Below are 25,963 nucleotides of genomic sequence, written 5' to 3' on the forward strand. Positions count from 1 at the left end.
ATGGGATTTGAACATACAGAACTGAGTCTGGGATTTGGGCTCAAAGTAACCGGAATTGATGTAAAGTCAATCGATCAGTCAGATGTCGTGTCCTTAATCAGGCTCGTGATAAATCATCAGGTACTGGTTATTTCAGGGCAGCAATTAACACCTGAAGAACAGATTATCTTTTGTCGTAAATTAGGAAACATTTTTCCGCACCCGCTGAAAAAGAATACCTGCCCATGGCCGGAAATGACTTATGTGACTAACGTTCAGAAAAATGGTGAGGCGCAAGGGTATCCAGGCCCCGGGTTTCCTATCTGGCATTCCGATATGTGTTATGAAAAAGAACCCCCACGGTTTACTACCTTTTATGCTGAGAAAGTTCCTGAGCAAGGTGGAAAGACGCTATTCTGTAATACTCTGGCAGCTTGTGATGATTTACCTTTGGCACTTAAGGAAAAATTGGAGGATAAGCAGGCTATTTTCGGTTTTTCTCACAAACTGATGCAGCGCTGTCAGGAACGTGGTTTCATGTTAACTATTGAACCTGAAGATCAGAGACCTGATACTCTGCATCCTGTGTTGCGTCCACATCCAGAGACAGGGCGTAAATCAATTTATGTTAACTGGACTCACACAGACACTGTATCAGGCATGACCGAAGAAGAGAGCCAATCTTGCCTGAATGCCGTTTATGCGCATTGTGAAAAGTCGGATTATATTTACGCGCATCAGTACAAGCAGGGGGACTTAGTCATATGGGATAATGGTTCGACATTACACACCGGAGATGGGGCTGTGCCGGCAGGTCAGGCACGTATTATGCGCAGAGTAGTCATCATGTAATTTTAGTAAGCCCCCATGTCAGGGTAGTTGCCGCCTCTTACTGAAAAAAGTTAGGGAGCTGGAGGGTAGAGTCTGAGGGCGTGGTGTAAATTCAGCAGGATGGTGAAGGCCGTCGGCTTATCCGGTAAGTTAATGGTTGTGAAGACAATTATCTTAAAAGGAACAAACCGATGGCTGACAACACCATGACATTCAGCAATACCCTGATGCAACTCGGCGGTGAGGATTTTCTGCGAGAACGGTAGCACGCCTGCGGTGCAGCGGAAGTCCTTTCCACCTTCACTTTTGTATCCCGCCCAATGATGGTCTCCCCTTCAAGTTCGTTTTTCTGCACTAGGGCGGCGACAGAATCGACCACCACGCCGACGGCGCCGGAAAGCACCAAGGCGTCACAGATTTTCAGCGCCTGCTAGCCGGTGGTAAGCGTTAAGTGAGCGCCGTATTGACGGCTATTTATTGGTGAGATCCACACCATGGCAGGATTTCAGCCACTTTATTCGACGGCCACTCCGGCAACTTGATTACATCGAAATGTTCTATAACAGTAAGCGTCGGCATGGTTCGAGCGATCAGATGTCACCAACAGAATATGAAAACCAGTATTATCAACGGCTCAGGAGTGTCTAGATTATCCGTGGCGATTCAATCATCGTGAGTCCACAACTAAACTTTGGCAACTTTCTGATTCATCAGTAACATCTCTGAAAGAGAGGAACTCATGGACTTAAGATCAAATCCAGCATATTTAACATAAATAGCATTATACGAACTTACTGTGTAACGGGTAAATTCAGATGTCCGCCTCTAGCTGTATAGAAATGTCCGCATTATCGGCCTTTTTCAAGGGTTCGCGGCTGAGGACGCAACTGATGACGGCTTAGGGTTCGGAGTACTTTACGATGAATGAAGTTAACCGCTTCAAAATCCTGCAGGATGTCATTGATGGCAGGCTCACCACTTCGCTTGCATCACAACGACCTGGCATTACGGATCGCCACTGCCGGCGTCTGCTGATAGCCGAATGACGCGAGACAGAATGGCACCACACCGAGCATGTAGTGCCAGTAGGATCCTTCGTGATTTTGACTATCTAACAGATAATCAATTTATATGTAGTGGGGTACTGCTGTACTCCATGCGAAAACGTGAAAAATTATTATGTATCGACAATTTTTTAATTCTGGCGGTATAGCCTGGAAACCTTACTGCCGAGTAGCGCTCATTCGCCACCATTGGATGGCATATTATTCGACATGTGTCAGGTATCCACGGAACACCGCCACAATGGTCATAGTGACCGTGGGAAAGTACAGACGCGGTAAGGTTTGTCAAATCGACTCCCATTAAACCTGCATTATGCATGAAGCTATCATCAGGGCCGGTATCAAACAGAATTGAATCATTTTCATCCTGGATAAACAGACTAAGTCCGGCTTTAGCACGCAGCAAATTTTTAGATTCGGGCTTAAGTCGGTTTTCCAGCAGGACGCTGATGGTTATAGACATGTTCGCTCTTTCCCTGAAGTAATTCGTTACCGCCAGGCTGCGATAACTCTCTGAGGCACAGTCAATAATACTCCATTGGACTATTGGACTGCCCCCACAACCCTAGACAATTTGTGTCCTCACGATGAGGCCTGATCGAAGGCCTCTGGAGTGACGCCGCCGAGGTGACTTTGGCGCCGGGCCCGGTCATTATTCTCATCGAAAACCCTTTACAGAGGCGCGAAATACTTTCCACACCTGCAGATAACGGAGATTAAAAGTTGGAGTACTTGCCTCCCCTGTGACATCTCTCACCCCCTGCCAAAACATTTCCGTTTAGTACTGGAAAAACACTCTCTGTATCCGGCCAGACATTGCTGATAATTTGTCCAGACTCTGGTTTAACATAGCTGACACAACGCTTAACGGACGCATCAGAAAACGAACAGCATCAACGTAAGGCTTCGTGCCACGAGGGGCCGTTTCTGACATTTCAAAAAGCGACACGACTAACAGCAAACGAATACCGCTCATCTCCCTTTTCTGGCAACCGTTTCGACGTGAAGAAAGAACGTATTACTGAAATGCGACGCTCTGCCCTTTTGCTTACTAAGTATTCATTGCCCGGATGTTCAGGCGACCGTAAAAATTAACCACACTGACGAGTAGGGAAAAATGATGAATAAAACGATTCTGGCGCTAGCCGCCGTTGCAAGTGCTTCGGCCATTGTGCCGCTGATGGCTCAGGCATCTTACGCGTATGTGGGAACCTATAATCCCAATGGCGAAGGGGTTTATCGATTTATCGTCAATGCGCAGGGTGAACTGTCGGGAAAAACATTGGTGAGTCAACTGCCCAACCAGGCACAGATGGTGGCGTCAGCGGATGGTAAACATCTTTATGTGGCGAGTGAGACCGAGAAAGGTAGCATCACCGCTTATCAGATTGGTACGGACGGTTCACTCACTGCATTAAATCAGGTCGACACGCAAGGCAAAGGACCGGTGTACCTGTCCCTGACACCCGATCAGCGTTACCTGATGGTCGCAAATTATGTCAGCGGCAGTATTACAGTGTTTGCGGTGACGCCAGAAGGCAAGCTGAGTGAGGCTGTCGATCATCATCAGGACAGCGGCCCGGCTGGCGCAGGCAAGCCGGCCGCAGCGGTAGACGGCAGCTTTGCCATCAGCGATCACAATGGTCCGCATGCACATATGGTCGCCAGCGATCCCACGGGCCAGTTTGTTTACTCGACGGATCTGGGGCTGGACCGCATTTACCAATACCACCTGAATAAAGACGGTACGCTGACGCCCGGCAAACCCGCATGGATAAACGCCTCGTCTGCCGGTGCAGGCCCCCGCCATTTCGTTTTTAGCGCTGAGGGTCATGCGCTCTGGTTAGTGAATGAAGAAGCCTCCACGCTCACACATTACCTCATTAATCCGCAAAGCGGTGCTTTGCAGGAAAAGGCCACGGTTTCTACGCTGCCTGACGGTTATAAAGGCACCAGTTTTGCAGCCGGGTTAGTCATTGATAAGGGCGGGAAAAATCTTTACGTCGCCAACCGTCTGCATGACAGCATTGCGCACTTTGAGGTCAATGCTAACGGCACACTGACGCATAAAGATGATGTGTGGACGCGCGGGGATTATCCCCGAACGCTGACATTATCCCCTGATGGCAGCATGATTTACGTGATGAATCAGCGTAGCGATAACATCACCAGCTTCAGGGTGGATAAAGCGAGTGGTGCCATCAGCTTTACCGGGAACTATGTTGCCGTAGGCGCGCCTTCACAGATGGTTATTGTTCCCTGAAACATTGATGCGGATAACATGCACGTCACACTGTGGTGCGTGTTACCGACGCAGCGTGCAGGTGCACGAGAAGGTCAGCCTCGCGCACCTGCCCGTTCAAGATCACTAACGGGCATGATCGATAAGCACTCAGGCCCAGCGATTATCGCTGCCAGTGCCAACGCAAAATCAAGTGTTATCCTCCACAATCACCGCAACCCGCTGTCCGGCGCGCACGGCACTGCCTGGCTGTACGTTAACCTGCTGGATGATCCCATCGCAGGGTGCCAGCAACGGAATCTCCATTTTCATGGATTCCAGCACCACCAGAACATCCCCCGCCTGAACCCGACTTCCCACCGTGGTTTGCACTTGCCAAAGGTTGCCGGAAACCGGGCTTTCGACACCCTGCTCGCCCTGCTGTAGCGGTGCATCACCGCCCTCTTCTGCCACGTTCTCCTGGCTGTCGAAATGGGCCTGACCACTGGCGATCCAGCGATCGCGTTCCGCATTGAACGCCTGTTGCTGGTGGTCACGAAACGCCGCGATGCTTTGCGCCTCATGAGCGAGAAACTGCTGATAATCACTCAACCGCAGCGTACTGGGCTCAATGCGCAGCGGATAACGCCCCAGCGGGAAATCGCGGCGGATTTGCACCAGTTCCTCGGCGGATACAGGGTAGAACCGCAGTTGATCAAAGAAGCGCAGCAGCCAGGGTTTCCCCGCAAAATCAGCAACCTCTCGATAGCGATTCCACATCTGAAGCGTGCGCCCCACAAACTGATAGCCGCCAGGTCCTTCCATGCCGTAAACGCAGAGGTAAGCGCCGCCGATACCCACCGAGTTCTCTGCCGTCCAGGTGCGCGCCGGGTTGTATTTTGTGGTGACCAGGCGATGGCGCGGATCCAGCGGTGTCGCAACCGGCGCCCCCAGATAGACATCGCCCAGCCCCATAACCAGATAGCTGGCCTCAAACACCGTCTCCCAGACCGCCTGTTCGTCAGGCAGATCGTTAATGCGGCGAATGAATTCAAGGTTACTGGGGCACCACGGTGCATCAGGGCGTACCGTCGTCATGTACTTTTCAATCGCCTTGCGACAGGCGGGATCGTCCCAGGAAAGCGGCAGATGTACTACGCGAGTTGGCACCTGCAGATCATCACTCAGGCAAACCCTGAGCCACTCGCCGCGTACCCAGTCCAGCAGCGCGTCATGGGTGAGGATTTCAGGCTGAAAATGGATCTGCAACGAACGAATCCCGGGCGTGATATCAATCACCCCGTCTTTTGCATGCGCTTCCAGCGCCTGCATCAGGGCATGAATGCGAAAACGCAGAACCAGATCCAGCTCCGGCTCCCCGGCTTCGAGTAGCAGATGCGTATCGCCAGAAAGTCGCGCGACCAGACGCTTATCGGCCTCACCGCAGGTCATCACGATCGGCGAGGTCAGCGGCGCAGGTTGCCAGGCTGTCGCCTGGCCACAGAGCGTTGCCAGTTCCTGGCCTCGCGCTTTAGCCAACTGGCGCGCGGTGGTTAAATCCACCGAGGTAAAGCGCACTTTATCACCGGCTTTCAACTGCCCTAACTGCCAGAGATCGGCTTCGATGACTGTGACCGGACAAACGAATCCCCCGAGGCTGGGTCCATCCGGGCCCAGAATCACCGGCATATCGCCGGTAAAATCAACCGCACCTACCGCGTACGGATTGTCGTGAATGTTTGACGGATGCAGTCCGGCTTCGCCCCCGCTGTCTCGGCTCCAGATGGGCTTGGGCCCAATCAGGCGGACGCCCGTGCGGCTGGAGTTAAAATGCACTTCCCATTCTGTGGCAAAAAAAGTGGCGATATAGTCCGGCGCGAAGAACTCCGGCGCACCGTGTGGACCATAAATTACCCGTAGGGTGCGGATCTGCGGGAGATCCGTGCGCAATGCCTCAGGAAGTGCCACGCCAGCTTCCGTTGCTGCCTGTGGGGCCAGGTGCAGCACATCGCCGCTACGCAGTGCGCGTCCGGCGTGGCCGCCAAACTGGCCAAGCGTAAAGGTGCTTTTACTGCCTAAATACGTTGGCACCTGAATGCCGCCGCTCAGGCAGAGATAGCTTCGCACGCCCGCCCCACTCACAGCACCCAGCTTTAACGTCGCCCCGGCGGGAATGGTAAAAACACAATCCATCGGCACGGGCTGGCCATCCAGGGTAGCGCTCAGTGGTGCACCGCAGATGGCGGCCTGGATGGCGGTATTGAATTTCAGAGTGGGTCCGGTGAGGGTAATTTCCAGTGCGGCTTCCCCCTCGTCATTGCCCAGCAGCCGATTGCCTGAACGCAGGGCGCGGTCGTCCATCGGCCCCGATGGCGGTACGCCGACCGCCCAGTAGCCCAGACGGCCCGGATAATCCTGCACGCTGGTTTGCGTACCGGCGCCTAGCACCTCAACCGTCGCTGCCTGATAGCTCAGCTGTTCCAGACAACGGGTCCAGGGTTCTCCCTGAACAAAGGGCGCAAACGCTAAAATTTGCTGCAGATAGAGGCGGTTGGTTTCAACACCGTATAAACGCGTTTCTGCCAGCGCCTGCGCCAGTGTGGCAATGGCCTCCGGGCGGCTGGGCCGCCAGGCGATCGTTTTCGCCAGCAGCGGATCAAAAAAGGGCGGCACTTCGCAACCGGCTTCAATCCAGTGATCAATGCGCAGGCGAGCATCCTGTTGGTCGGGAAAGGCAACGTCTGTCAGCAGGCCCGGTGAAGGCTGAAACTGCCGTCCCGGATCTTCCGCATAAATGCGTGCCTGGATAGCATGGCCTTGTGGCGCAAGCCCGGCAGCCAGCTCGCGCAGGGGCGGCAAGGTGTCCGCAGCCAGTTCAATCATCCATTTCACCAGGTCAACGCCCCAGACCTGTTCTGTTACGCCATGCTCGACCTGAAGGCGAGTGTTGACCTCCAGGAAGTAAAATTGTTGGTTCAGGCTGTCATAGACAAACTCCACGGTGCCCGCGCTGCGATAGTTCACTGCTTTACCCAGCGCAACTGCCGCCTCGCAGAGCGCCTGTGCCATGCCTTCAGGCAAATTGGGGGCAGGTGTTTCTTCGATGACCTTCTGGTTACGCCGCTGCACCGAGCAGTCACGCACGCCCAGCGCGATAACGTCTCCTTGCCCGTCACCAAAGATCTGCACCTCAAGATGACGTGCGCGTTCGATATAGTTCTCGAGAAACACGCCGGCATCACTAAAGTTGTTCTGCCCCAGCCGCTGCACGGTATCAAACGCTTCCGTCAGTTCATGCGAATCGCGACAAACGCGCATGCCAATCCCGCCGCCACCCGCCGTACTTTTCAGCATCACCGGATAACCAACGGTCTCGGCGACGCGGCAGGCTTCGGCGGCATCGGCCAGTAACTCGCTGCCTTCCAGCAAGGGCACACCTTCAGCTTTCGCCAGAGCACGGGCCGTGTGCTTCAGACCAAAAGTCCGCAACTGCTGTGGCGTTGGGCCAACAAAAATCAGCCCTGCGGCCTCGCAGGCCTCAGCGAACCCGGCGTTTTCAGAGAGAAAACCGTAGCCCGGGTGAATCGCCTGTGCACCGCTTTGCTGCGCTGCGGCAATAATTTTTTCAGCGGCCAGATACGTTTGTGCCGCCGGGCCGTCGCCAAGGGACAACGCTTCATCGGCATCACGAATATGCAGGCTGCCCAGATCGGCCTCGGCATAGACAGCCACCCCCTTGACCTGCATGGCGCGCAGGGTGCGCAAGATGCGGCAGGCGATCGCACCGCGGTTAGCAATCAGTAAGGTATCAAACATAAGCGGAACTCTCAGGAAAGCGGGTCGTCCCGCAGAAAGTCGACATGTCCCCTGGGGCCGTCCCCGGGGCTTCTCCTTTTCAGGCGTGCGTATTGTTCAGTCGCACCAGGCTCAGTTCCATACCAATACCTCGGCGGGCGTGGGATTCCAGCCGTTACAGGGGTTATTCAGCTGCGGACAGTTTGAGATTAAGACCACCGCATTACACTCGGCGCGCAGTTCAACATATTTGCCGGCGGCGGAAATACCGTCTTCAAAGGTCAGTCCACCCTGCGGCGTAACGGGAACGTTCATAAAAAAGTTGATGTTGGCGCCGATATCGCGTTTATGCAGGCGACCGTCATGCAGGCAGGCACAAAGAAAATTATCCCGGCAGCTGTGCATATAGCGCTTGTCGTGAGCATAACGTACCGTGTTACTTTCCTGCGCGCAGGCACCGCCCAACGTATCGTGGCGGCCACAGGTATCGGCGACAATGGTCAGCAGCGGATTGCCCATATTCGAGTAAAGTACGCTGCCGGTGTTCAGGTAAGCATTACCCTGACGGCGCAGCGTACGCTGGGGATCGTAACGCTCGCGCGGATTATCTGCGTTGTAGAACAGCGTATCGATCGCCTGATTCCCTTCCAGGTCGAGCAGACGCAATGTTTGCCCTTGTTTGACCTCAAACAGCCAGGGTTCGCCCGCCGGAATCACATGACGGTAAACCGCATCCTCTGGGCGGCGGTCGCTGGAAATAATCATCATCGCTGACTCCTTACAGGGCAAAAAGTTGGGTGTTATGTATTGCGCGCTGATTTTCATCGCGGATGAACAGCGCTTCGGTGGTAGCCTGTGCGTCATCGGCCTGATACCAGCTCAGCTGGATGGGACGCGGTGCATAGTCAGGGGCAGGATCCATTGGATGGGGGAGCGCGGTCAGGACGATCAGCACGTCCATTGGGGCAAACAGCTCAACAACATCCCCTGCGCGGCTATGTTCGGTATCGAAGCGGAAGCGGCCATCTTCATCGACGGTGACTTTGCTAAAGAAGTTAACGACCATGAGCAGATCTTCAAGACCCAAATCCCATTTGCCCATCTCGACCAGCAGATTATCGACTCCATTGCGGTAAAACCCATTCCGCAGCTCCTGATAGCGCCCTGCGCCATATTTTTCGCGCGTTTCCGCCGCGTTAAGTACGCCACCAAACGGGTCGTGCCAGCCACAACTGTCCGCCACGATCCCGGCGAGTACGCGGCCCATATCGGAATAAAAACAGTGGCCGGTAGTGAGCCGGGCCGTATGCTGGCCCTTCAGCGTATCCGGTAGATTAAGGCGTTCACTTTTCTCATGCGGATTGAGCATCATCATGCTGACGTTCGCGCCGCCATCAATATCGGTCAGGCGCAGGATGTGCCCTTTGCGCAGAATGAATGAAGTATGCGCCCCGCCGGGAAGCCGCTCTTCGCGCAGGCTGGGCGCTGAGTGAAAACGTGCCGTCATTGCTGTCTCCTTAATGCATAAACGTTGTCTTTACTGTCTGTCATCAGCTGTGCCATTCGCGCCTCATTCAGCGGAATGTCATAGGTGATACGCGCCCCCCAGGCATGAGGGGCCTGGGGATCGTGGCGGACTTTGTCAAATACCAGTAGCCGTGTACCCAGGTTGAAGCCTTCGGTAAGATCGTGGGTGACCATAAAGACCGTCATTCGGGTTTCACTCCACAGTTGAAGCAGCAGCGCGTGCATGTCTTTGCGGATACCGGGATCCAGTGCGCCAAAGGGCTCATCCAACAACAGCACTCGCGGTTGCATGATAAAAGCCTGGGCAATTGCCAGCCTTTGCTGCATTCCGCCGGAGAGCTGTGCCGGATATTTATCCAGCGCATTTCCCAGCCCCACTTTGTCCAGCATCTGTCGTGCCTGCTGCCGGGCCGCGCGTTTTCGGGCGCCGAACAGGCGACCCGACAAGGGCGAAGCAGGCAGTTCGAGCCCTATCGCGACGTTATCCAGTACATTGAGATGGGGAAACACGGAATAGCGTTGAAACACGACGCCGCGGCTGCGGTCGGGTTCTGTCGCCAGTGCCTTACCATCCAGGGTGATCTCTCCCCGGGTGGGTTTTTCCTGCCCCAGCAGCAGGCGCAAAAACGTCGATTTCCCGCAGCCCGATGCACCGACCATAGAGCAGAACTCGCCCGCCTTAACCTGCAAATTGATGCGTTCCAGCACCACGTGGTCGCCGTACTCCTGCCAGATATTGTTGATACTGATAAAACTCATTCCCGGCCTCCTTCCGCCCATGGGAAACAGGCGTTGTGCAGCTTGCGCAGGCCCAGATCCATCAGCCAGGCCAGCAGCGTGATCCAGATGACATAGGGGATAATCACATCCATCGCCATGTAGCGACGCACCAGGAAAATGCGATAGCCCAGCCCGGCGGTCGCCGAAATCGCTTCGGAGGAAATTAAAAACAGCCAGGCCGATCCCAGAAGCAGCCGTACCGAGGTGATAAGCCGCGATAACAGCTGCGGCAGCACGACCCGCAGCACGACCGTCCAGCTATTGGCTCCCAGGGTTTGCGCTTTGATTAACAGTTCCGCCGGAATTTCCCGTGCCCGCTGTTCAAGATCGCGTGCCAGCATCGGCGTAATGCCAATGACGATGAGCATGACCTTCGACAGCTCATCCAGGCCGAAAACAATAAACAGCACGGGCAGAATCGCCAGCGGCGGCACCATCGAGACAACCGTCATCAGGGGTGACAGTGCGGCGCGGGACATCGGAAAAACGCCCGCGGCAATGCCGAGGCACAGACCAATCAGCGAGGAGAGCGCCAGCCCCATGAGCAGACGGCTCAGGCTGATAAACGTATCGGCCCACAGCAGGTATTCACCACTGCGCTTATCTGGCGTGAAGGCCATCCGATCAATCGCCTCAATCATCTGCGACAGTCCGGGCAGCAGTTTGTCCTGCGGATTGGCCTCCAGCCGCACCGCTGATCCGATAAACCAGGCGGCGATGATCAGCACGAAGGGCAACAGCATTAGCGTCAGGCGCATGCCCTGGCGGGGATAGCGGTTGATGTAGCGCATGACATGAACTCCCGTGGTCAGTGGTTACAACTTGCCCGCAGCGGCCAGCTTAAGATAGCTGTCGTCAAAGCGCAGTTTGCTGTTAGCCCTATCGCCAACGGTGACGTTGCCCGGGAATGTCATGCCGATAAAATCAGCGCTCTGTGCGCCCTGACCCAGCAGACCTTTGTCAAACGAGAAGTTCGCCACGCGTTGCATGGTCTTTGGCAGATCAGGCGAAGAAATAAAGGCCAATGTCTCAGCAGGCGTCCAGAACAGATGCGTTGTTTTAAGCTGAGCCTGATAGCCCGCGAGGTCGGTACCGGAATCTGCCGCCATTGCACTCAGCGCTTGTTTATCACCCGCCTGCATTTTTGCCATCATTTCAAACCACGCACCGGTCAGCGCTTTGCCGAGGGCGGGGTTATCTTTCAGCGTTTGGGTGTTCACGACCATCATGTCGATGAGTTCGCCGGGCACTTGGGTGGAGCTAAACACTTCGGTGGTTTGTGGCGTCTTTTTGATGACGGACAACTGCGGGTTCCAGGCTACCGCTGCCCGCACATTGCTGGTGCCAAAGGCCGAGACGATATCCGCATCGGAGGTATTAACCACTTTCACATCTTTTTCCTGCAGCCCGGCTTTTTCCAGTCCGCGAACCAGGAGATAGTGCGATACCGAGAGTTCGGGCAGATAAACCGACATACCTTTCAGATCGCTGAGTTTTTTATTCACCCCTTTTAGCACGACGCCGTCGTTGCCATCGGAATAGCTGCCGGTGATGAGTGCTGTCGAATCTACCCCACCTGCCGCCGGGATAGTCAGCGCATCCATGTTGGTCATGGTGCAGCCGTCAAACTGCCCTGCCGTGTACTGGTTGATGGATTCGATGTAGTCGTTGAGTTGAACAATATTGATTTTGATGCCGTATTTGCTGGCCCATTTATCAATAATTTTTTCATTGCTGATGGTGCCCCAGGGCATCCAGCCCGCATAGATCGTCCAGCAGATGTTGAACTCTTTTTTAACCGTGGCGAAGGAAGAAAAGCTGATCAGCAAGGTGAGTGACAGCAAAAGCGTGCGGATGAACGGCGTTGTTTTCATGGTTAACCTCTGGTTGGCACAAAAAAGGAGCAGCGCGACACCTGACGGTGCTGCTGTCTCCCGGGCTTTTGTCCCGCCGTGTAACCTCTCAGAGGTCGCCAGCTCTCGGACCAGACATTCACCTGCGTGAACCGGAACCCTAGCCAGCTATTTAATTCAGATTATGTGTTGCGCTGCTTACCGATCAGGTTTTTGCAATTGACGTGCCAGAATTAATGACAATAAAAATCAGTGATTTAGCATTATTCCTGGTGACGAAGCACCAGAATGATGAGTGACCGAGGGGCATTGCACACAATCAGTGCTGACTGGAACACGAAATATGCTGTGCAGTCCTTACATCATAAGCATAAGCGCGGTTTCTGGGCGACGTTGCAGCGGTAGTGTCCATCCTGACGAGGCGTAACGGTATAACGCCTGACGCAATACCGCTGACGGCGCGAGGTGCTTTAATCCTGTAGATGTCGCGCGGCCAAAGGGGAGCCACTATTACGCGATAGCCATCCTTGTAGCTTAAGGGAACGTACACGCTTTTAACGGTGACCATCCGCACTTCTCGTTTGTTGACCCTCCATTACTGCTATAGATGCCCGCACGCGGGTATGGCAGTGGCGTGCTACACAGAGACTGGCTTCGAGTTCTGCCGGTTCTTTAACCCACCATAAACGTCGCGCGTTTTTTGCAGCAGGGTCATCCGGCCTGCACTACAGTTAACTGACTCAGTAACCAGCAAAAACATAACCATGTCCTCTTCCCTTCGCTCAAATCTGTTTGCCCGGTTGCGCCTGCTGATCTCTGTGGTGGCAGGTCTCGTCTGCTATGTTTTACTGCCTGAGCATCTGGGGCAAATGCAGAGACTGTTAATCAGTTGGAACGTGCTGGCATGGCTCTATCTGTGGTTTATCTGGTTTCGCATGTTGCGTACCGCGCCAGATGAGATTAAACGAATCGCCCAGATGCAGGATCAAAGTGCCGCGCTGGTGCTGGGGCTGGTCATCGTGGCCTGTATGATCAGTATGGTGGCCATCATGAGCGAGCTTCCCACGTTAAAAAGCCTGACGGGCTCGTCGCGGGCCCTGCATCTGCTTTTGACTGCCATGACGCTCATCGCCTCATGGGCCTTACTACCCAGCGCATTTGCCATGCATTATGCCCATCAGCATTACCTGCTTCGCAGCAACAGTATCACGCCGATGATCTTTCCGGAGAAACCGACGCATCCGGGTTACTGGGATTTTCTCTACTTCTCTTTCACCATCGCGGTGGCATCCCAGACGGCGGATGTGGCGACGGGCACGACAGAAATGCGCAAGATCGCCTTGTTGCAGTCGGTTATCTCTTTTATTTTTAATCTGGCGATTCTGGGACTGTCCGTGAATGTGGCAGCCAGTTTGTTAAGTTGAGAGTCTGCCTGCGACGATAGCCAGCAGAGAAGCGCATTGACTGTTACGGGAATTTACCGCTTAAAGCCTGTGCGACGGGAAGCTGCACCCTCTTTGAGAGGGTGCAGAGACTGCGAGAAAAATTAACCGCCCTGCTGCTGTTGCCCTTGCTGTTGACTGGCCGCTTCTTTCTGTTTCTTTTTGGCCATATGATGTCCAACAGCGCAGCCTGCTGCGGCCCCAGCGACACCGTGATGTTTAAGATGCCCTGCCACGCCGCCCACGGCCGCGCCCTTTAGACAGCCTTTGGCTTCAGCTTGTGAACTCATCGCCATGAGCAGACCCGCGGTAACAAGAACAACTGACAATTTTTTCATCGAATGACTCCCTGATAAATAGCGAATACGCATTAATGTCTACTGAGCATAGTTAATCAGGTCGCTTCTGCTGGCCGAAGTCAGTAAATCTTGAAACCGTTTACCCGCCGTTAAGCATTTAACGTTCCGGGAGTGATAGCGATATCATAACAGGCGCTTTTTAGCACAATATTCAGTCCTTAACGCTTATCGATAACGACGGGAAGGAGATGTAAGAGAATATAAAAAACTGCACCTTACTCAGTAAGACGTCCAGCTTTTGAGGTGCAGTTCATTGAGGGGGTTGAGCATAATTAAAAGGCTAAACAATCAGTTCAGGATGTAAAACCGAGCAGGTTCAGGACATATCATCTTGAGTTTCATCGTGTGGGCAAGGTTCGCCGGTGTCATCACAGGCAGGATTAATGCGCAAACCGCCTGAAGGCTTTCGATGAGCAGCAAGTTTGATGTTCCCCGCACTGCCCGTATTGTTCTTTTGCAGCGTAGAAGCTGACTGTTGTTCATGTAAAGATACAGCCAGTGCCGCATTCTGAAAGGTAATCAAGGTCGCGATGGTGAACGCCGTTGTTTGCAGTGCCACTTTTACGGACAACATTTTCATAACTTGCCCTTTAGAGATTACGCCAGGAAGGACAGAACGGTTAGCCGTTCTGCTCTGTGCTGTATTCAAACTCAGCAGTGAGAAAATAGAATCTTTATATTTCCATTTTAAGACGGACCTGATAAATCAGATTACTCCTTGCCAGCCTGATACAGAAAACACCAGGTGGAGGGAAATAATAAAGATTAAGATCATTATCTTATTTACCTCATTCTGTTCGTTGATATTGCAACATCCCCCCTTACTTACACATTTTTCAGATCCTGACTGAGCAGAGCATTAACCAATGACGAGCGGATGAGCGGTAACTGGCTGCACTTTCTCTCTGACTGTCTAAACCTGGCATCGATAGCACCATACTCAAAAACCTGTGCAGGCCGCGGCCAGAAATTTCATGCTTTTAGGGCAATGTATTCTGCGCATAACTTTCATGCCGAAGCGTTTAAGACGCGCTTTGTTTTTCTGTTTTTGTATACGCTGACGTATCAATTCAGACCACGCTGCATCGTTAACGACTGCTCAGGAAGCATGAAATGAAAGTACAAAAACTTGATCAACCCGCTTCAATCAAGACGCTGGAATCATGGGGGACCGTTGAGGGCCTTCCGGGATCGCCCGAGATTGCACTGGCCGGGCTGCAGACGGTAATCCCCGGTCATGAGAATACAGATATGGGCATTTTTGAATGTACGGCGGGCAGTTATCGTCGCGGCGTTAAGCAAGCAGAGATGATGCATTTCCTGTCAGGAACGGGTTCCTTCACAGCGGATGGCGAAGCACCACAGCATTTCAAACCTGGCGATACCTTGTTCTTTGAAGCGAATACAGAAGGGACATGGGTCATGGAGACCACCATGCGCAAGCTTTATGTGATTTTCGACACCCTGTAAAAGTTCGATCACTGATTCATCCCACTGAGGATGAATCAGGACAGCATAAAATCGACGGCATCGTTCGCATGAATGCGCGTTGTATCGAATACCGGTAGCGCGCTTTGTGCTTCTGAAACCAGCAAACCAATTTCCGTGCAGCCAAATATGACTCCTTCTGCACCTTGTGAAGCCAGTTCCTGTATCACCTCAAGATAATACTGGCGGGAGCCTTCCGAAAATTTCCCCATGCAGAGTTCATCAAAAATGATTTGGTTGATGACGTTACGCTGTTCTGCCGGTGGTACCAGGGTAGCAATTGAGAATTGTTTATTCAGGCGGCCCAGATAGAAGTCCTGCTCCATGGTATAACGCGTGCCCAGCAGGGCTACTCGGGTCATGCCTTTGCTCGTTATCGCCCTGCCCGTCGCATCCGCGATATGTAAAAAAGGCAAATGACAGCGAGATTCAATCGCCCCGGCAACCTTGTGCATCGTGTTGGTACATAAGACGATTGCGTCTGCACCGGCACCCGCCAGACCCACGGCCGCTTCAGCCAGTAGTTCACCAGCCCGATCCCAGTCGCCACTGCGCTGGCAGGCTTCAATTTCATGAAAATCCACGCTGTGCAGAAGCAGCTTTGCCGAGTGTAAACCGCCTAATTTGCTTCTGATTCCCTCATTGATCAACCGATAATAAGGGAGCGTTGATTCCCAGCTCATGCCGCCTATAAGGCCGATTGTTTTCATCACTCTCCTTTGAAATACATCACTGCCAAAGCCTGTCGAGGATAATAAAACTGCGCGTTGCCTGAAAGGATTATGACGGATTAGCCGCGTGTTTTCAGGCGTTGCGCTAACCCGTTACCGCCAGAGCCTTGCCGCCGCCGGGCAGCGGAAATCCACTGCCCGGCAGGGATCTATCATCACGTTTTATTGCCTTTTTCACTCGCCTGCTGCAATGCCGTGATGACGATGCCCGGCGTTAACACCTGAGGCAGGACAACGGGTTTTCCGCCGTCAGCAGGATAAACCACATACAGCGGCAAACCGCCACGGCCAAAATCGCTGAGTGCCTGCTCAACGTCAGGATTGTACTTTGTTGAGTCAGCAATCATATAAATGGTGTTGGTGCGCGCCATGGCCGTCTTTACTGCCTGGGTTGACAGCGAGGTACGTTCATTAACCTGACAGGTAATGCACCAGGAGGCGGTAAAGTTCACCAGAACCGGTTTACCCTGGCCTTTTATAGCGTCCACATTTTGGGGCGACCATGCCACCGCAGCCGCTGCCACAACATCCGAAGAATCAGGGGCTGCCGTTGAGGTTTTCAGCGTAAATAACGGTGGTACCAACAGGATAATTACAACAGCTGTGGCGATGTGCAGAGCCCAGTGCCGCCTTCCCATCATCTGCCGCTTCTGAGCCAGGCCATACAGCCAGGCGGCAAAACCCAGCAGCAGGCAACAGGTCAGTATCGCTGCCAGCGCCGTCGAGCCAGCCTGCCGTTCCAGCACCCAGATTAACCAACCCGCCGCACCCAGCATCGGAAACGCCAGGCCATGTTTTAGGGTGATCATCCAGGCACCCGGCGACGGCAGTATTCGGGCAACGACAGGGAAAAAGGAAATCAAGGTGAAAGGCGCAGCAAAGCCCAACGCCAGAGAAAGAAAGATAATAAAGCTGATAACGGGGGGCTGTACAAGCGCATAACCTATGGCGCTGGCCATAAAGGGCGCGCTACACGGGGTAGCAACAACAATAGCCAGCGCCCCCGTTAACGCGGACCCGGTCAATCCCCCCCGCTCGCCCCCGACTTCGCCGGCCCGCTGAAGTGATAATCCCACCTCGAACAGGCCAAACAGATTAAGTGCGGATGCCAGCATCACCAGAACCAGCAACGCAATCACCAGCGGTGACTGCAGTTGAAAACCCCAGCCCACTGATGCCCCACCGAATCTCGCCAGCAACAGCAGACCAACCAGTAACATCATGGTGACCACTACGCCAGCCAGAAAAGCGAGCCCTTCTGCACGAGCCTGTGCGGGCCTGGCGTGATGCCGTATCAGACTCAATGCCTTGAGCGAAATGACCGGGAACACACAGGGCATGAGATTAAGTATGATGCCGCCCAGAAAAGCGGCGGCGATAGCAGTCAACATGATTTATCTGTCCAGATCGGGAATTAAGCCGGGTTGGCCTGGCGGTATTTTTTCACGGCATCCAGCGTTTTCTGAATGTGTGAATCTGGATTTTTATCCGTATAACTCAGCAGGATTTTGCCATCCGGTGCAATAACATAAGACGTACGATCGGAAAGCGTTTTACCTTTCATCTCCATCGTACTTTTGTATTCTGCAGCCACTTTTGCGCCCGGATCGGCAGCAACGGTGAATTTATCGCGGCATTCAAGTTTAGAAAATTTCTCAATCTGGTCAGTATTACCTGCGGTGACGCCGATTACCGTTGCGCCCTCTTTTTTAAAGTCATCTGTCGCTTCTGCAAAGGCATGCGCCTCTAAGGTACAGCCTGCACTAAACGCCGCCGGGAAAAAATAAAGAACGACCGGGCCTTTTTGCAGTGCCTGCTGTAAAGAGAAGGTGGTTTCTTTACCTGCCAGTGCGGCTTCCAGTTTGAAATCCGGCGCCTTTGCACCCACCGGCAGTGCCGCGAACGCGGAGGTCATCGGAAGGCTCAGTGCCAGTAATGATGCAGCCGTCAGCATTTTCAGGTGATTCTTGATACGCATTCTCTTTTCTCCGTCGACAAGCAGGCATAAGTGCCCCTTGCACGTTAATACTAGGTTCATTCACTAAAAATGAAAAAGTTTGCGTCATGGAATAACGCGATAGCGTCACCAGAGCGTTAATGCAAACGTGTCTGGCATCTACAGTAAGATAGTCTTACAACCGATCATTTAGATATGCGGTTAGGCGATAATTTTGTGTCAGACGGTAAATATTCAGGGAACAGAGAGATGCCCTACCTGATAACGCTGAAAATGGCCCGAATCTTGCGCGGGCGCCGTTGTCCAGAGACAAAAATCTATGTGGCGCCAGTGAAAGGTATCCAGAGCCGATACGCGAGCTAACGCCCCGGCTTGTTTTGGGGGCTGTGTTAACCCGGCGAGATCGGCGTAAGCAGGAACGGTGCTGACGTTCAGGGAAGCAAAACCGGCTTGAACCATCTCTGGCGACAGCCTGGCCGATAACACCGGGAAGGTATGCACCTGCGGCCAGCCAAAATCCTCAGTAAGCTTTTTAAAACCTGCCCCAGACAAAAAACAGTGCATGCTCTCTGCGTCCTGCCAAAGATAAAAGGGCGCATACACATTTTCATCCGTATTTGTGGGACCTTTGGCTTTGCACGCATAAAGCCAGGCTTTGAATATGAGACCAGGAAATCCCGCCATCTTATATCCGTTGTCATCAATCCGGCGTTGAATAATCGTCATGTCGTAATCGGCGGGAAGAACAAAACGGTATTGCATAGCAAGCATGGTTTTCTCCTTAAAGTTGGGGAATATCCGCCAGGTCAAACATCTTCCCATGACTAAAAGACCAGTCTTCTGGCTGAGTGAAATGAAGAACGATCATGACATCATGAGGTTTTATACCCATCGATTTTTCAAGACGCCGGGTGAGATCCTGATAAAAGGCCTGTTTCTGCTGCGTATTACGCGTTTTACCTGCGGTAATGGTAAACAGAAGAAAGTCATTGCTGCGGCCCGCCTCAGCACCACAAAGATAATGCCGATCAAAAATCCGGCTGTGCGCGTCATAACAATCAAAAAACTGAAAGCAGTCTCCGCGCGGTACGGAAAATGAAGCTTCAAGCGATTGCTGTAACGCAGCAGAAATTTTCTCTCGCCACTGCTGAAAACGCGCTGTTGAGATGGCTATATGGCTTACAGGCATCGGTATCCCTCACTCAGGCTGTGTGTTTTTGAAGACGGTCAACGCGGAAACGGCGTTGGGCCAGCCGCAATAAAAGGCAAGATGCGTTATCACTTCGATAATTTCATCGTCTGAAATGCCATTTTGGCGAGCAAATTCCAGATGCCAGCCCAGCTGTTCATTTCGATACAGTGCAATGAGGGCGCTGACCGTAATCAGACTTCTGTCCCGCGGTGAAAGCCCGTCCCGCTGCCAGATATCGCCAAATAAGACCTCTTCACTGAGACGTGCCAGCTTGGGGGCTATCCCGGCCATATTCTCCCGACTCACCTTTATCGTGTTCATTTTTGTTTCTCCTTGAGGATGTGGTAGAAAGATAGGATGCTTTGACGATCTATAAAATCAGAAATATTGGGACCCTGAATCCCATAAAACGGGATGAAAAATGGCAAAAAGACCCGTTACGTTCGATGCTGAAACATTACGAACCTTTGTCACCGGTATTGAGTTGGGAAGTTTTGCTGCTGCTGCAGAGCGCCTTGGGCGTTCAACATCGGCGGTAAGCGCTCAGCTTAAAAAGCTTGAGCAGCAGGCAGGCGCCGCGCTGGTGCAAAAGTCAGGACGACATCTGGTCCTTACTGCCCAGGGGGAAATGATGCTTGCCTATGCGCGCAGGCTGATGAGTCTCAACGACGAAGCTTACCAGGCGGTGAAATCGGTGGGCATCCGTGGCGAGGTTCGGCTGGGATTGCAGGAAGATTTTGGAGAATCACTTCTCCCCTCCCTTCTTGGGCAATTTTCACGTGCGCACCCCGACGTTCAGGTCTCCGCGACCGTGACCCGCAACAAGCCTCTGCTGGATGCAATACGTCACAATGAACTTGATGTTGCCCTGAGCTGGCAGGGTGACGAAAGCACCGCTTACAGCGAGTCGCTCGGGTCATTACCACTCTGCTGGATTGGCGCAAAAGATTTCGATATCGGCGCATTTACCGATCGAAACCGACCTCTGCCGTTACTGGTTTTTGAAGCACCCTGTCTGATGCGTAGCGCGGCGACAGCGGCCCTGGACAGCATGAATATCCCCTGGCGCATTGCGTTTACCAGCAGAAGCCTGAGTGGGATATGGGCGGCCGCGGCGGCCGGGCTCGGAATGACGTTGCGAACACAAACGGGCATGCCGTCATCACTCGCGATATTTGACCAGCAAAAATTGCCAGATACTGGCGCGATTGGCATTCGTCTGCATCAGTCTGAAAAAAACGTATCAGCCGCAGCAGCCTCGCTTTGCCAGATGATAAAAACGCACTTTCGTGGCACATAAGCCAACTACCGCGCCTGAAGAAATCCAGCCAACAGACAGCATCAATCAATGACCGGACAGGCAGGATTTCTGGCGGTTGAGGCTGAGCACAGGGCTGTCAGATTGTGGTCGTTTAAGCAACGCCCTGCTTTTTGTCCGGCCCGGCTTTGGCACCTCTCCTGCTTGCTGCGCTAATCCTGTCGCGGGCACCTGAGTAAGGCCACTTAGAGTATGATGTAACTAAAATCGTTACAGAAGATACTCTGCTCACACTTTTGTGACATTCATCGCCAATGCTGTTTACCCCCGGCTTATCTCTCCACCATAGCCTTGTACGCTGAGCGTATCACCGTCTGCTTCCACCCACGCGAAGGGCACAACTGAAGGGCCGTCGAGCATGCCCTTCATGATAAAAAAGTCGGTGTCCAGAATACGGGCATAGCCTCCGCGATGATCGTGTCCGGCAAAACAGGCGCGCACCCGGTAGCGGGTGAATAAATTCACCAGCGCGTCGGCGTTCATTAACATATGCGTATTCCCGGGAGCCAGCGGATAATGCCCGAATACCACGATGCTTTCTCCGCACTGCTGTGCCGCCTGTAACTGCTGCTCTATCCACACCAACTGTTGCGCGCCCACGGCACCGTTCCAGGGCTGCGCGTGGGGTTGATGCTCATGTTGCAGCCGGGCCAGCAACGCTGCCGCCTGTTGGCGATCGGTGCCGTTGAGCGCATTGCAGTAAAGACTCATATCATTGCCATCGTAGACAATGAAGCGCCAGCCGTTAAAACGGAAAGCGTAATAGCTCTTGGGTAGGGGAACCTTACCTTCAAGTCGTGTGGCAATCGTCTGCGCATCATGATTACCCAGCACCACGGCATGGGGATGCTTTAATTCTTGATATACCGGCAATACCGCAGCATAGCTGTACCAGTCGCGATCGACGAGATCGCCCAGGGTCACCACAAAATCGAGCGGCTGCGCGTTGAGCGCCGTGATGGCCTGGTGCAGTTTTTGTAGTCCGTTGCGATAGTAAAGATGGTTGTCAACATCCGGTTCGATATCCGCATATTGCGGGTCGGCGATCAAACCAAAACGAACAACGTTGTTCCGCGCAGGTAAGGGACGCAGCAACGGCGGTTGATACAGCGGTGCGACGTCCGCCAGCAGTTCGCGCTGCTGCAGACTAAGCGAGTGAGGCGTTAACATTGGCGTTCACCTTAACGTATACCGGCACGCATGAAAGACTGAATAAACTGACGCTGAAATATCAGAAAGAGCAGCAAAAGCGGCAGCGTTGTCATCAATGTTGCTGCACCAATAAGCGCCCACTGCACGCCCTGCTCTGGCGCGGAAAATAGCTGCAGCCCGACGGTTAAGGGCCGTACCTTAACCGAGTCGGTAATCACCAGCGGCCAGAGAAAATCATTCCAGTGAAAGCTGACAGAGACTAACGCAAAGGCGATATAAATCGGTCTGGCCAGCGGGATGTAGATCTTACGTAAGATATAAAACCGGCTGGCGCCTTCCACGATCGCCGCCTCTTCCAGCACTAAGGGGATGCTTTTAAACGTCTGGCGCAGCAGGAAGATGGCAAAGGCAGACGCAAAATACGGTAAGGCAATGCCGGTCAATGTATCGCGCAGGCCCAGTGCGCCAATGGTTTTATAGTTATTCAGGATCAGCACATCGGGGCTGATCATGAGCTGCAATAGGATAAGGGCAAACAACATGCCCGAATACTTCAGGCGAAAACGGACCAGTGCGTAAGCCGCCATCGTGGCCAACACCAGTTGGACTGTAACGATCATCATCACCAGCAAAATCGTATTCATGAAGTAACGGGCAAAGGGGGCAGCATGCCAGGCGTTAATAAAATTTTGCAGCGTCAGCGGCGCAAAAAGCCGGAAGCTGCCCTGCTCTGCCGCGGGATGCACCGCAACCCACAGCGCCACCAGGATAGGGAGCAGCCATAGCAGCGCCGCTAACCAGATAATCAGATTCAGGCCGAGGCGGCCAACAGAAAAGGAAGGCTTCATTGATAATGGGCTCGTTTATCCATCAACTTAAATTTAACTAGCGCAATCGCCGCCAAAATCAGCAGCAACACCACGGTCATGGCCGCCGCTGCCGGTAAATCCCAGTAACTGAATGCTGTGCGATAGATGTAAAACAGCAGCAGGCTACTGCTGTTGTCCGGGCCGCCGTTCGTCATCGCAATAACCTGATCGACGATGCGAAACGCATTCATGGATGCATTGATCAAGACAAATAACGTGGTCGGCATCAGCAATGGCCACTGGACGCGCCGGAAGAAATAGCCCTTTGATGCCCCTTCGATTTCCGCCGCTTCACGCAGGCGCGGATCAATCTGCTGCAGGGCAGCAAGATAGAAAATCATAAAGAAACCGGCCTCACGCCAGACGGAGACCGCCATCAGGCACCACAGGGAGGTGCCCGGCTCGCCAAGCCAGTTAACCGGAGCAATGGAAAACAGCGACAGAAGTTTGTTCAGTAAGCCCAACTGTGGCGTGTAAAAAAACAGCCACAGGTTAGCAATCGCAATCATTGGCAGAAGAGAGGGAATAAAAAAAGCCGCACGTATCACGGCGTTAGCCGCCAGTCGTCGGTTAACGGCCAATGCCATGAGCAGAGCCAGCATCACCGCCAAAGGGATAGTGACCAGGGCATAGAGCAGATTGTTCCACAACGACCGGATAAACACATCGTCATCCAGCAGCGCAGCGTAGTTATCCAGCCCAACAAACTGGGCCGGATGACCGTTACGTGAGGCGCTGAACAGACTTTCCCACACCGTCGCCAGAGCAGGATAATGGGTAAACAGCAATAAAAAACCCAGTGCCGGTAAGATCAGCAAATAGCCGCACAGCTGTAATGATCCGACGCCTGAACGTAAAGCAGGGGATGCTGTTGAAAGTGTATTCATCGCCATCGTATTACTGGTAAGCCTTCAGCAAACGATCGGCCTGCTTCTGGGCGGCTTCCAGTGCTTCTGCCGGTGTTTTCATCTGGGTTATCGCGGCTTCAATGGCGTGGTTCAGCGCCTCCTGAATTTGCACGCTGTTATAGGTCGAGAGTTCTGGCTGGGCATAGTTAAGTTGCTCACGTGCCACCAGCGCCTGCGGAACCTGTTTCACATAGTCTTTCATGGCTGACGTTTCCCAGGCGGCGGGTGAAGTCGCGACATAACCGGTAGCAATACTCCAGCGAGCAGCCTGTTCAGGGGCGGTGACCCAACGGATAAACGCCATGGCGGCTTTCTGCTGTGCCGGGGATGCATTTTTGAAGACATACAGATTACCGCCACCGGTCGGGCTTCCACGCTGTGTCTTTTCAGGAAGCATCGCGACACCAAACGGGAACGTCGCATTTTTACGCACCACGCTCAGATTACCCGTGGTGGTCACCATCATCGCGGTTTTGCCACTCAAAAAATCTTGTGGCGTGGTGCCCCATGCCACGGCGCCTTTAGGTGAAACGCCCTCTTTCTGACCGAGATCGGTTAGCCACTGCAGCGTTTCAATGTTCCCGGGCGTGTTAAAATACACGGCCGTGCCCTTGCCATTATCAAGATGCGCACCGTTGGTCGCAGCAAACCCCTGAAACACCCAATAGCCATTTGGCGTAGTCGGGATTTCGATGCCCCACTGGCTGACGTTTTGCCCGTCTTTCACGACCAGCTTTTTGCCAAAGTCCACCACCTGCTGCCAGTTCGCAGGCGGCGTATCAGCATCCAGACCCGCTTTTTCAAACGCCTGCTTATTCCAGTACAGCACCACGGTCGAGCGCTGAAAAGGAACGCCCCAGACTTTTCCGTTGATATGGCGTAAGAAAGCAGGATAGAAACTGTCGATCCATTTCTTACCCTCATCGTCTTTGGCCAGATCGCTGGCCGCGACAATCGCCCCCGCATCCATCAGTGAATAAGCTTCGATATCGCCAATAACGGCCATTTGTGGCGCATTACCGCCACGAAAAGCGGTCAATGCTTTGGTCACCGTCGTGGCGTAGTCACCGGTATAGACCGGCTGAATACTGACTTCGGGATGAATTTTTTCGAAATCAGCAACCAGTGCTTCAACGGTGTGGCTGATCGCGCCTCCCACTGCGATGGGATAATACATTTGCAGTTTTACCGGATCGGCAGCAAAAACTGACGCGCTGGTTGCGATAAGCAATGCAGGAAGCAGATGTGACAGACGAATAGCAGACATGATTTTCCCTTAGGTAAAAAGATCGTTAAACCGCGTATTTTTTGGACGAAACAGACATCAGCTGTTCTGCATGCAAACAGCGTTTACCGCTATCGGTGGAAAACAGGTATTGCTTATCAGCAGGCCATTGCAGCCCCACAAGGCTTCCCTCACTGAACCGTTTCATTCCTGCTACCGTCACCGTTAATGTTTCGTGGCTGTGAGCAAGCTGACACATTAATAAGGTATCAGCCCCCATATATTCGTAACTCACCACGCTGGCCGTCAGCACCGCGCCATCAGCGTTAATAAGCTGAATATCTTCAGCCCGAATGCCCAGACTGAGTGCGCCGGCGGTGAAACCTTCGACGACAGGCTCCCTGAGCGGACTCAGATAGTGGTTCGCGTTGTGGCAGGCGAGCGGCAGGATGTTCATGGGCGGTGCGCCAATAAACTGTGCCGCGAACACGCTGGCAGGGTTGTTGTAGAGATTATCAGGTGTGTCGTGCTGCTCAATTCGTCCCGCGTTCAGCAAAATAATGCTGTCCGCCATGCTCATGGCTTCCGTCTGATCGTGAGTGACATAGATCATTGTCAGACCCAACTTCTTCTGTAAGGCACGGATCTCACGGCGCATGCTTTGGCGTAGCTTGGCATCAAGGTTAGAAAGGGGTTCATCCATCAGGCAGAGCGTATTGTTGGCGATAACGGCTCGCCCCAGTGCCACCCGCTGTTGTTGACCACCGGACAACTGGGACGGCAAGCGATCCAGCAACGCCTCCAGTTCCATCAACTTACTGACCCGACTCAGACGATCGGCAAACGTGAGCTTATCTTCACCGCGGGCTTTTAAGCCAAATAACAAATTTTCTTTAACGCTCAGGTGAGGAAAAAGCGCATAAGACTGAAACACCATGGAGAGCTTGCGTTGGGAGGGGGGCAAATGGGTGATATCCACATGATTGAAACTCACCGAACCCGTGTCGGCCGTCTCCAGGCCGGCAATAGTGCGCAGCAGCGTCGATTTACCACAGCCTGAAGGCCCCAACAGAGCAACGAACGTCCCTTCGGCGGCGTCAAAATGGATATTATCCAGTGCGATTTTCTCGCCCCAGCTCTTGGTGATGTGATGAAGCGCCAGATGGCTCATACATGCGCCGCTTTGCAAATAAGAATTGCAGTAAGCTAGCCGAGAAAAATGAACGATTTATGGCTGAAAAATGACAGAAAAAAGATGCACCCATTGATTAA

At 53.2% G+C, this 25,963-nt stretch carries 24 protein-coding genes, 3 pseudogenes and 1 riboswitch; of the genes and pseudogenes, 6 read left to right on the plus strand and 21 right to left on the minus strand.

Annotation, left to right across the window (positions count from 1 at the left end; genetic code table 11):
* Positions 1 to 831 carry a TauD/TfdA dioxygenase family protein gene (locus AAIE03_RS21565; RefSeq protein ID WP_498563196.1) on the plus strand — a complete coding sequence of 277 codons (831 nt, stop codon included), beginning with the start codon at positions 1 to 3 and terminating at the stop codon, positions 829 to 831.
* 307 nt (positions 832 to 1,138) lie between these two features.
* On the opposite strand, the pseudogene AAIE03_RS21570 reads toward AAIE03_RS21565, so the two are convergent.
* A pseudogene (locus AAIE03_RS21570) lies at positions 1,139 to 1,240 on the minus strand (hypothetical protein); the annotation flags it as partial.
* 110 nt (positions 1,241 to 1,350) lie between these two features.
* On the opposite strand from AAIE03_RS21570, the pseudogene AAIE03_RS21575 reads away from it, so the two are divergent.
* Positions 1,351 to 1,458, plus strand: a pseudogene (locus AAIE03_RS21575) (IS3 family transposase); the annotation flags it as partial.
* A 480-nt stretch (positions 1,459 to 1,938) separates the two neighbouring features.
* Here AAIE03_RS21575 and AAIE03_RS21580 read toward each other — a convergent pair.
* Positions 1,939 to 2,337: pseudogene (locus AAIE03_RS21580) on the minus strand (MBL fold metallo-hydrolase); the annotation flags it as partial.
* Between the two features lie 654 nt (positions 2,338 to 2,991).
* Here AAIE03_RS21580 and AAIE03_RS21585 point away from each other — a divergent pair.
* Positions 2,992 to 4,137: a lactonase family protein gene (locus AAIE03_RS21585; RefSeq protein ID WP_019105935.1), complete on the plus strand. Its 1,146-nt coding sequence runs from the start codon at positions 2,992 to 2,994 to the stop codon at positions 4,135 to 4,137.
* 168 nt (positions 4,138 to 4,305) lie between these two features.
* Here the strand turns inward: AAIE03_RS21585 and uca are convergent, their stop codons facing one another.
* The 6 genes from uca to AAIE03_RS21615 all read right to left on the minus strand — a co-directional run bounded on the left by uca (position 4,306) and on the right by AAIE03_RS21615 (position 12,071).
* The gene (gene uca, locus AAIE03_RS21590; RefSeq protein WP_019105934.1) at positions 4,306 to 7,911 is read right to left on the minus strand and encodes an urea carboxylase; all 3,606 of its coding nucleotides are present in this window, start codon (positions 7,909 to 7,911) and stop codon (positions 4,306 to 4,308) included.
* A 111-nt stretch (positions 7,912 to 8,022) separates the two neighbouring features.
* Positions 8,023 to 8,658, minus strand: coding sequence for an urea amidolyase associated protein UAAP2 (locus AAIE03_RS21595; protein ID WP_024471515.1), 636 nt, complete (start codon positions 8,656 to 8,658; stop codon positions 8,023 to 8,025).
* A gap of 10 nt (positions 8,659 to 8,668) precedes the next feature.
* Positions 8,669 to 9,397: an urea amidolyase associated protein UAAP1 gene (locus AAIE03_RS21600; RefSeq protein WP_013027907.1), complete on the minus strand. Its 729-nt coding sequence runs from the start codon at positions 9,395 to 9,397 to the stop codon at positions 8,669 to 8,671.
* Positions 9,394 to 10,176, minus strand: a complete 783-nt coding sequence (locus tag AAIE03_RS21605; protein WP_014333189.1) for an ABC transporter ATP-binding protein — start codon at positions 10,174 to 10,176, stop codon at positions 9,394 to 9,396. The genes AAIE03_RS21600 and AAIE03_RS21605 overlap by 4 nt, the downstream gene beginning before the upstream one ends.
* A complete protein-coding gene (locus AAIE03_RS21610) occupies positions 10,173 to 10,988 on the minus strand; it encodes an ABC transporter permease (RefSeq protein ID WP_013027909.1) in 816 nt (271 codons plus the stop codon). The genes AAIE03_RS21605 and AAIE03_RS21610 overlap by 4 nt, the downstream gene beginning before the upstream one ends.
* A 24-nt stretch (positions 10,989 to 11,012) precedes the next feature.
* Positions 11,013 to 12,071, minus strand: a complete 1,059-nt coding sequence (locus AAIE03_RS21615) for a putative urea ABC transporter substrate-binding protein (RefSeq protein WP_014598306.1) — start codon at positions 12,069 to 12,071, stop codon at positions 11,013 to 11,015.
* Between the two features lie 55 nt (positions 12,072 to 12,126).
* A riboswitch (guanidine-I (ykkC/yxkD leader) is annotated at positions 12,127 to 12,225 on the minus strand.
* A 589-nt stretch (positions 12,226 to 12,814) separates the two neighbouring features.
* Here AAIE03_RS21615 and AAIE03_RS21620 point away from each other — a divergent pair.
* Positions 12,815 to 13,474 (plus strand): DUF1345 domain-containing protein, encoded by a 660-nt coding sequence (locus AAIE03_RS21620; RefSeq protein ID WP_013027911.1) that lies wholly within the window; start codon positions 12,815 to 12,817, stop codon positions 13,472 to 13,474.
* A 122-nt stretch (positions 13,475 to 13,596) separates the two neighbouring features.
* Here the strand turns inward: AAIE03_RS21620 and AAIE03_RS21625 are convergent, their stop codons facing one another.
* Both AAIE03_RS21625 and AAIE03_RS21630 read right to left on the minus strand, forming a co-directional pair.
* Positions 13,597 to 13,830 carry a hypothetical protein gene (locus tag AAIE03_RS21625; protein ID WP_014604649.1) on the minus strand — a complete coding sequence of 78 codons (234 nt, stop codon included), beginning with the start codon at positions 13,828 to 13,830 and terminating at the stop codon, positions 13,597 to 13,599.
* A 337-nt stretch (positions 13,831 to 14,167) separates the two neighbouring features.
* Complete coding sequence (locus tag AAIE03_RS21630; RefSeq protein WP_042677088.1) at positions 14,168 to 14,431, minus strand: hypothetical protein; 264 nt, start codon at positions 14,429 to 14,431, stop codon at positions 14,168 to 14,170.
* 533 nt (positions 14,432 to 14,964) lie between these two features.
* On the opposite strand from AAIE03_RS21630, the gene AAIE03_RS21635 reads away from it, so the two are divergent.
* Positions 14,965 to 15,321: a cupin domain-containing protein gene (locus tag AAIE03_RS21635; RefSeq protein WP_013027915.1), complete on the plus strand. Its 357-nt coding sequence runs from the start codon at positions 14,965 to 14,967 to the stop codon at positions 15,319 to 15,321.
* Positions 15,322 to 15,356: 35 nt separating this feature from the next.
* Here AAIE03_RS21635 and AAIE03_RS21640 read toward each other — a convergent pair whose 3' ends face one another.
* The 6 genes from AAIE03_RS21640 to AAIE03_RS21665 form a co-directional block, all read right to left on the minus strand.
* The gene (locus AAIE03_RS21640; RefSeq protein ID WP_014598302.1) at positions 15,357 to 16,049 is read right to left on the minus strand and encodes an aspartate/glutamate racemase; all 693 of its coding nucleotides are present in this window, start codon (positions 16,047 to 16,049) and stop codon (positions 15,357 to 15,359) included.
* A 176-nt stretch (positions 16,050 to 16,225) separates the two neighbouring features.
* Positions 16,226 to 17,461 (minus strand): protein-disulfide reductase DsbD family protein, encoded by a 1,236-nt coding sequence (locus tag AAIE03_RS21645; RefSeq protein WP_104933846.1) that lies wholly within the window; start codon positions 17,459 to 17,461, stop codon positions 16,226 to 16,228.
* A 23-nt stretch (positions 17,462 to 17,484) separates the two neighbouring features.
* Positions 17,485 to 18,048 carry a peroxiredoxin gene (locus AAIE03_RS21650; RefSeq protein ID WP_498563197.1) on the minus strand — a complete coding sequence of 188 codons (564 nt, stop codon included), beginning with the start codon at positions 18,046 to 18,048 and terminating at the stop codon, positions 17,485 to 17,487.
* A gap of 213 nt (positions 18,049 to 18,261) precedes the next feature.
* The gene (locus AAIE03_RS21655; RefSeq protein ID WP_041457898.1) at positions 18,262 to 18,798 is read right to left on the minus strand and encodes a DUF4865 family protein; all 537 of its coding nucleotides are present in this window, start codon (positions 18,796 to 18,798) and stop codon (positions 18,262 to 18,264) included.
* Positions 18,799 to 18,808: 10 nt separating this feature from the next.
* Positions 18,809 to 19,216, minus strand: a complete 408-nt coding sequence (locus AAIE03_RS21660; protein ID WP_014333201.1) for a tautomerase family protein — start codon at positions 19,214 to 19,216, stop codon at positions 18,809 to 18,811.
* A 9-nt stretch (positions 19,217 to 19,225) separates the two neighbouring features.
* Positions 19,226 to 19,540, minus strand: a complete 315-nt coding sequence (locus AAIE03_RS21665) for a carboxymuconolactone decarboxylase family protein (protein ID WP_028716082.1) — start codon at positions 19,538 to 19,540, stop codon at positions 19,226 to 19,228.
* Positions 19,541 to 19,640: 100 nt separating this feature from the next.
* On the opposite strand from AAIE03_RS21665, the gene AAIE03_RS21670 reads away from it, so the two are divergent.
* The gene (locus tag AAIE03_RS21670; protein ID WP_072137385.1) at positions 19,641 to 20,519 is read left to right on the plus strand and encodes a LysR substrate-binding domain-containing protein; all 879 of its coding nucleotides are present in this window, start codon (positions 19,641 to 19,643) and stop codon (positions 20,517 to 20,519) included.
* A gap of 279 nt (positions 20,520 to 20,798) precedes the next feature.
* Here the strand turns inward: AAIE03_RS21670 and AAIE03_RS21675 are convergent, their stop codons facing one another.
* The 5 genes from AAIE03_RS21675 to AAIE03_RS21695 are packed head-to-tail and all read right to left on the minus strand — an operon-like array spanning position 20,799 to position 25,862.
* Complete coding sequence (locus tag AAIE03_RS21675) at positions 20,799 to 21,707, minus strand: metallophosphoesterase (protein WP_104933842.1); 909 nt, start codon at positions 21,705 to 21,707, stop codon at positions 20,799 to 20,801.
* Positions 21,708 to 21,718: 11 nt separating this feature from the next.
* On the minus strand, positions 21,719 to 22,537 hold the full coding sequence (locus AAIE03_RS21680; protein WP_013027924.1) for a carbohydrate ABC transporter permease: 819 nt from the start codon (positions 22,535 to 22,537) through the stop codon (positions 21,719 to 21,721).
* Positions 22,534 to 23,451: a carbohydrate ABC transporter permease gene (locus tag AAIE03_RS21685; RefSeq protein ID WP_176697742.1), complete on the minus strand. Its 918-nt coding sequence runs from the start codon at positions 23,449 to 23,451 to the stop codon at positions 22,534 to 22,536. The genes AAIE03_RS21680 and AAIE03_RS21685 overlap by 4 nt, the downstream gene beginning before the upstream one ends.
* A 4-nt stretch (positions 23,452 to 23,455) precedes the next feature.
* A complete protein-coding gene (locus AAIE03_RS21690) occupies positions 23,456 to 24,733 on the minus strand; it encodes an ABC transporter substrate-binding protein (RefSeq protein WP_498563198.1) in 1,278 nt (425 codons plus the stop codon).
* 25 nt (positions 24,734 to 24,758) lie between these two features.
* A complete protein-coding gene (locus tag AAIE03_RS21695; protein WP_014333208.1) occupies positions 24,759 to 25,862 on the minus strand; it encodes an ABC transporter ATP-binding protein in 1,104 nt (367 codons plus the stop codon).
* Between the last annotated feature and the right edge of the window lie 101 nt (positions 25,863 to 25,963).

The sequence above is a fragment of the Pantoea sp. Ae19-2 genome (genome assembly GCF_059801205.1).